Annotated in this window: 7 protein-coding genes and 1 rRNA gene; all 8 read left to right on the forward strand. The window is 70.4% G+C overall.

Annotated elements, in window-relative coordinates:
- Positions 1-91 (forward strand): 5S ribosomal RNA (rrf, locus tag ACFW2Y_RS34465); the annotation flags it as partial.
- Positions 92-146: 55 nt separating this feature from the next.
- A complete protein-coding gene (locus tag ACFW2Y_RS34470; protein ID WP_384887293.1) occupies positions 147-968 on the forward strand; it encodes a hypothetical protein in 822 nt (273 codons plus the stop codon).
- A gap of 10 nt (positions 969-978) precedes the next feature.
- Positions 979-1,626, forward strand: coding sequence for an HAD family hydrolase (locus ACFW2Y_RS34475; RefSeq protein ID WP_384887295.1), 648 nt, complete (start codon positions 979-981; stop codon positions 1,624-1,626).
- 43 nt (positions 1,627-1,669) lie between these two features.
- Complete coding sequence (locus tag ACFW2Y_RS34480) at positions 1,670-2,869, forward strand: MFS transporter (RefSeq protein ID WP_384887298.1); 1,200 nt, start codon at positions 1,670-1,672, stop codon at positions 2,867-2,869.
- Entirely contained in the window at positions 2,838-4,013 is a 1,176-nt protein-coding gene (locus ACFW2Y_RS34485; RefSeq protein ID WP_384887300.1) for an acetoin utilization protein AcuC, read from the forward strand. Before ACFW2Y_RS34480 ends, ACFW2Y_RS34485 begins: the two co-directional genes overlap by 32 nt.
- Before the next feature lie 128 nt (positions 4,014-4,141).
- Complete coding sequence (locus ACFW2Y_RS34490; RefSeq protein WP_384887302.1) at positions 4,142-4,957, forward strand: phosphatase; 816 nt, start codon at positions 4,142-4,144, stop codon at positions 4,955-4,957.
- A gap of 127 nt (positions 4,958-5,084) precedes the next feature.
- On the forward strand, positions 5,085-5,294 hold the full coding sequence (locus ACFW2Y_RS34495; RefSeq protein WP_030223786.1) for a helix-turn-helix domain-containing protein: 210 nt from the start codon (positions 5,085-5,087) through the stop codon (positions 5,292-5,294).
- Positions 5,295-5,457: 163 nt separating this feature from the next.
- Complete coding sequence (locus tag ACFW2Y_RS34500; RefSeq protein WP_003948845.1) at positions 5,458-5,556, forward strand: 30S ribosomal protein bS22; 99 nt, start codon at positions 5,458-5,460, stop codon at positions 5,554-5,556.
- Positions 5,557-5,681 lie beyond the last annotated feature (125 nt).

Genomic DNA, 5,681 nt, shown 5'->3' on the forward strand with positions numbered 1-5,681 from the left:
GCCCGGTTACATTCCGAACCCGGAAGCTAAGCCTTTCAGCGCCGATGGTACTGCAGGGGGGACCCTGTGGGAGAGTAGGACACCGCCGAACAAATTTTAGCCTCAGCCCCTGGACCTGGTCCGGGGGCTGAGGCATTTTTGCGTTCATGTGTGTTTCCACCGCGCCGGCAGAATTCACCGGCACCACCCTTTACGCAGGACGGCTGACCCATCCCGAGCACGGGCTGATCCATGTCCTCGGCTACCAGAACACCGCCGTGAGTCACGCGAGCGGCCCGAACGCGATGCTGCTGCACCTACCCGCGGTGAAGATGACACCCGACAACTTCCTGTCCGTCGGACGGGAGCACGACCTCCTGGAACGGATGGTGGAAGCCGTCAGGCCGACGGCAGCCTCCGCGGACGAGGACGGCCCCGCTTGGATGGGCGAGGTGGATGCGCCCGTCGTGCACGTCTTCGAGCACGACGTCTACACCGTCGTCCTGGCCGGCGAACCGACCCTCGTGCCTGCCGCACTCGCCCGCGTTCCGTGGCACCAGCGGCCCTCGCTGTCATCGGAGTTGTTCGCGTTCTACGCAGAGGAGTACCCGGGGCACGCCATTGCCGTCTGCTGCTTCGACACCGCTCAGGCCGCACGGGCCAAACCCCTCCTCCTCTGGTACGAGCCGCTGGATCCCGACCGGCTGTGCCTGCCGGCGCTCGACTGCCACACCGGTGGGGTGCCCCCGCTCGATGCGGACGTGGCCACGGACCACTGGGTGGTCTACGGCACGGACGAGGCGCCCGAGGGGTGGGGAGTGCCCGTCCCCCACCGAAGGCGGATGCGGCACGAGCTCCGGTCCTTCCTGCCGGACCGGATCATGGGGGAGTACTACGGGGAGCCGATGCCCAACGGGGACTTCGTGCTGCGGCACGAGGACCTGTTGGCGGGCGACCTGGCACGGGTACGGCGGACGGGGCCGTCGTAGGGTGAGGCGCATGCGCTATGACGTGGTCATCTTCGACAACGACGGTGTGCTCGTCGACAGCGAGCCGATCTCCAACCGGTTGCTCGCCGGGTACCTCACGGAGCTCGGGCACCCCACCACCTTCGAGGAGTCGGTGCGCGACTTCATGGGCTCCGCGATGCACCGCATCCACGACCTGGTCGAGGAGCGGAGCGGCCAGCGGCTGCCGGTGGACTTCGACGCGGTCTTCCACGCACGGGTCTTCGCCGCGTTCGAACGGGAACTGGAGGCCGTGGAAGGGGCGGAAGGGGTGCTCAAGGAACTGGCCGCGGCCGGCGTCCCGTACTGCGTCGCCTCCTCGGGCAGCCACGAGCGGATCCGGGTCGGGCACCGGAAGACCGGGCTCGACGCCTGGTTCCGGGAGGAGAACGTCTTCAGCGCCGAGGACGTCGGCCGGGGCAAGCCTGCGCCGGACCTGTTCCTCCACGCGGCCGCGCGGATGGGGGTGGCGCCCGAGCGCTGCGTGGTGGTCGAGGACAGCGCGCTCGGGGTCCGGGCCGCCGTGGCCGCGGGGATGGACGCGTACGGGTTCACCGCGATGACGCCGGCGGGCAAACTCACCGGTGCCAAGGGCTTCTTCAGCAGGATGACCGAGCTCCCCGCGATTCTCGGGTTGTGATCCATCTACCCATCGGTAGTTTCCGGCCCTACGCTGTGCCGCCATGACGGATGCGCGGTTGCGGCGTGGGCGGGGATCCCTGGCGGTCAGTTTCTTCGTGCAGGGGGTCACCTTCGCCCTGCTCGTGACTCGAATACCGGCGATCCAGGACCAGTACGGGATCTCTGACGGACTGCTGCCGGCCTTCCTGGCCGCAGTGCCGGTCCTGGCGGGGATCGCGAGCGTGGTGACGGAGAAGCTCGTCGCCCGGGTGGGGCCCGCGCTGGTGTTGCGGTGGGCCCAGCCCCTCGTACTGCTGGCGCTGCTGTCCGTGGGCGCCGGGTCGGAGCTCTGGCACGCGGCCGTGGCCCTGGGGCTCTTCGGATTGGCGGTGGGGGCGCTCGACGCCTCCATGAACATGCTGGGGGTCAGCCTCCAGCGGGCGTACGGGCGGAGCATCATGCTCGGCTTCCACGCCGCGTACAGCCTCGGCGGGATCGCGGGGGCCTCACTGGCCTGGGCGGGGGCGCACTGGCACCTGCCGCTGTTCGTGTCGTACCTGCCGGTGGTGCTGGTGCTGTTGCCCGTCGCGTTCGTCGGGAGCCGGTGGTACGTCGTCGACGGGGGGCGACCGGCGGAGGCGGAGGACGGGGAGAGGGGGAACGGAATCGCCTTCAGGCTCCTGCTGCCGCTCTGCCTGGTGATGACCTTCGCCTACATCGGGGACTCCACCGTCTCGAACTGGAGCGCCAAGTACCTCCAGGACGTGCTGGGCAGCTCGGAGGAGATGGCGACCGTGCCGTACAACGCGTACATGGTGACGACGCTGTTCGGCCGGGCCGTCGGGGACTTCGGGGTGCGTCGGCTCGGGGCGGCCGTGGTCGTCAGGGCGGGGGCGGTGCTCGCGGCCCTCGGGTTCGCCCTGGTCGCGGTGGCGCCGGGGGCGTGGGCGGGCATCGCGGGGTTCACCGTCCTGGGGTTCGGCCTGAGCGTGATCGTGCCGCAGACCTTCGCGGCGGCCGGGCGACTGTTCCCGACGGCGAGCGATGCGGCCGTGGCGCGGCTCAACGTCTTCAACTACGTCGGTTTCCTGGTCGGTTCGCCGTTGGTGGGGGCCCTGGGGGACGCGTGGAGCTATCGGTGGGCCATGGCGGTGCCGATGGTGCTGGTCCTGGTGACGGTGGCGCATGCCACGTCGTTCGGTCCGCGGGCGGCCCGATACGGTGACGGGCATGAGCGGCCGCGCACTGTTGATGTGGGATGAAGCTGTCACGCAGTACGACTTCGGGTCCGAGCACCCGATGGATCCGGTGCGGCTCGCGCTGACGATGTCGTTGGTGCGGGCCTACGGGCTCGACCGTGCGGTGGACGTGGTGGCGGCGAAGCCGGCCGGGGACTCGACCCTGCGGCTCGTGCACCGCGAGGACTACGTGGCGGCGGTGCGGGCCGCCTCGGCTGATCCCCGCCGTGCGGACCAGGCGTACGGGCTGGGGACGGTCGACGATCCGGCGTTCGCCGGGATGCACGAGGTGTCGGCGCTGATCGCCGGACAGTCGGTGGGCGCGGCGGAAGCACTGTGGCGCGGCGAGGCCGGGCACGCGGTGAACTTCGCCGGTGGACTGCACCACGCGATGCCGGGGGCGGCCTCGGGCTTCTGCATCTACAACGACGCTTCGCTGGCCATCGCCCGCCTGCTGGAGCTGGGGGCGGAGCGGGTCGCGTACGTGGACGTGGACGTGCACCACGGCGACGGCGTGCAGGCGGCGTTCTGGGAGGACCCGCGGGTCCTGACGGTCTCGCTGCACGAGCACCCGCGGACCTTGTTCCCCCAGACGGGGTGGCCGGAGGAGACGGGGGCGGCGGGGGCCGGAGAGGGCAGCGCCGTGAACGTGGCGCTGCCGGCCGGCACGGGGGACGCGGGATGGCTGCGGGCCTTCCACGCGGTCGTACCGGAGCTGCTCGCGGACTTCCGGCCGCAGGTCTTGGTGACGCAGCACGGGGCGGACACGCACTTCGAGGACCCGCTCGCGCACCTGGCGGTCTCGCTGGACGCGCAGCGGGCGGTGCAGGAGGCGTGTCACGAGCTCGCGCACGAGCACGCGGAGGGGCGTTGGCTGGCCCTCGGCGGCGGTGGGTACGCGGTGGTGGACGTCGTGCCGCGGTCGTGGACGCATCTGGTGGGGATCGCGGCGCACGCTCCGGTGGATCCCGAGTCGGTGATCCCGGGGTCGTGGCGGGACGAGGTGTACGCGCGGACCCGACAGCTGGGGCCGGCGCGGATGACGGACGGGCGGTGGCCGGTGGACTTCCGGGACTGGGCCGAGGGGTACGACCCGGCGGACCGGCTCGACCAGGCGGTGCTCGCGACGCGGAGGGCGGCCTTCCCGCTGCGGGGCCTGTTGCCCTGAGCGCGCGGTTCGCCAGCCCGGCCGTGGGGGGGCGCGGCGCGGGAACGTGCGCGTGGGCGTTACGCCGACGGTGGGGTCTCCGGGAGGTTCGGATCCCCGGGCGGCGGTGTTCCGGCAGCATCGGGTGGGTGTTGAGTACCAGGGCGTTGCGGGCGCATCTGTTGGCGGCGGGGCTGGCGGGGACGGTGGCCACCTCGCGGGAGGAGAACCTGCGGAGCTATCGGCTCTTCGCCGCTCGTGATCCGCGGGTGTTGCTCGGCCTCGATCCCGCCTGGGGGTGGGACGAGGCCGGTTTGTTGCGGTTGATGGCCGACAAGTGCGGGGTGTCGGGGGATCCGGCGCACCGGTCGGGGGCGGACGCCATCGATCCGGAGCGCACGGTGAAGGGGCTCGACGCCTTTGCCGCGCGCTTGGGTGCGGCGGCGGCGCGGCGGGTTCCGGTGCTCCTGGGGACGGGACATCCCCATCGTCTGCTCGGTTTCTACGCTGCTCTGGCAGACGCCCTGTCGGCGGCGGGATGTCTTGTCCTCACCCCGGCGCAGGGGCGATGTGTCGACATAACGACCCGGTTCGGCGTACGCACCCACCTCCTCGACTACGTACGGGGGGTCGCGCTGGTGCGGGAACCGGGGGCGCCGAGTGGGGGGCGCGTGCGGGGGGCGCATTCCCATTCGCCGCTGCCGGTTAGGGCCGCTCTGGAGACCGCGGCCGAGTGCGGAGGGCTGTTGCCGGAACTCGTGGTGGGGGACCACGGATGGGTCTGCGGGGCAGGTCAGCTGGGCATTGAGGCCATTGGCCTGGCCGATACGGATGATCCCGCGCTGTTCGTGGGTGAGGCGGAGGGGCAGGTGGCGGTGGCCGTTCCGCTTGACGACGGCATGTGCGCCGCCTCGTACCTCCCGCTGACGAGCTATGTACTCAATCGAGCGCGTCTGTCACGGTAAACGGCCGATGGCAGCTCCTCTTCCCCACTCGTACCACACGCCCCTAGTCTGGAGAGTGAGCGCTCGGCGACGAAGAGTCACCGGAGGGGAAGCCGGTGGGCGTCGCGGCGGAAGGTACAGGTGGGTCATGGCTGCTGGCGATCGACCTCTCAACGAGGTCAAGTTTCTGACCGTGGCGGAAGTCGCCTCGGTGATGCGCGTGTCGAAGATGACCGTGTACCGCTTGGTGCACAGCGGTCATCTGCCGGCGATCCGGGTGGGCAGGTCCTTCCGGGTTCCGGAACAGGCGGTGCACGAGTACCTGCGGGAGTCCTTCGTGGGGGTCGGGACCGCGTAGCGGGCACGCGGAGATGGAGCCGGGATGGCCCTTGTTCGGCCCTCGGATTACGACCGCGGTCCTCGGGACGGTAGGCTAGGCCGACGTAGGTCGTGTGGGCCCAGACGCCCCGCACCGATCCCCGCCGAGGCGGGGATGTTCCGAGAAGTGAGCGAGGGTAGTCGTGGGCTCTGTTATCAAGAAGCGGCGCAAGCGGATGGCGAAGAAGAAGCACCGCAAGCTGCTCAAGCGCACGCGCGTTCAGCGTCGCAACAAGAAGTAAGGCGACAGCTGCACCGCAGCATTTCGTGCGTCAGGCGTGGCCCATCACCCGTCGCGGGGTAGGGCCCCGCGTTTTTAGCGCCGCAACCTCGAGGACTGTGTCTTTTAAAAAACAGACGCTGCCGA

The organism is Streptomyces sp. NPDC058877, assembly GCF_042742855.1.
Lineage (GTDB): Bacteria > Actinomycetota > Actinomycetes > Streptomycetales > Streptomycetaceae > Streptomyces.

What these genes read in the sequence shown, in the direction of transcription:
- ACFW2Y_RS34470 (WP_384887293.1), top strand. Translation starts at nt 147, where the DNA reads ATGTGTGTTTCCACCGCGCCGGCAGAATTCACCGGCACCACCCTTTAC.
- ACFW2Y_RS34475 (WP_384887295.1), top strand. Translation starts at nt 979, where the DNA reads ATGCGCTATGACGTGGTCATCTTCGACAACGACGGTGTGCTCGTCGAC.
- ACFW2Y_RS34480 (WP_384887298.1), top strand. Translation starts at nt 1,670, where the DNA reads ATGACGGATGCGCGGTTGCGGCGTGGGCGGGGATCCCTGGCGGTCAGT.
- ACFW2Y_RS34485 (WP_384887300.1), top strand. Translation starts at nt 2,838, where the DNA reads ATGAGCGGCCGCGCACTGTTGATGTGGGATGAAGCTGTCACGCAGTAC.
- ACFW2Y_RS34495 (WP_030223786.1), top strand. Translation starts at nt 5,085, where the DNA reads ATGGCTGCTGGCGATCGACCTCTCAACGAGGTCAAGTTTCTGACCGTG.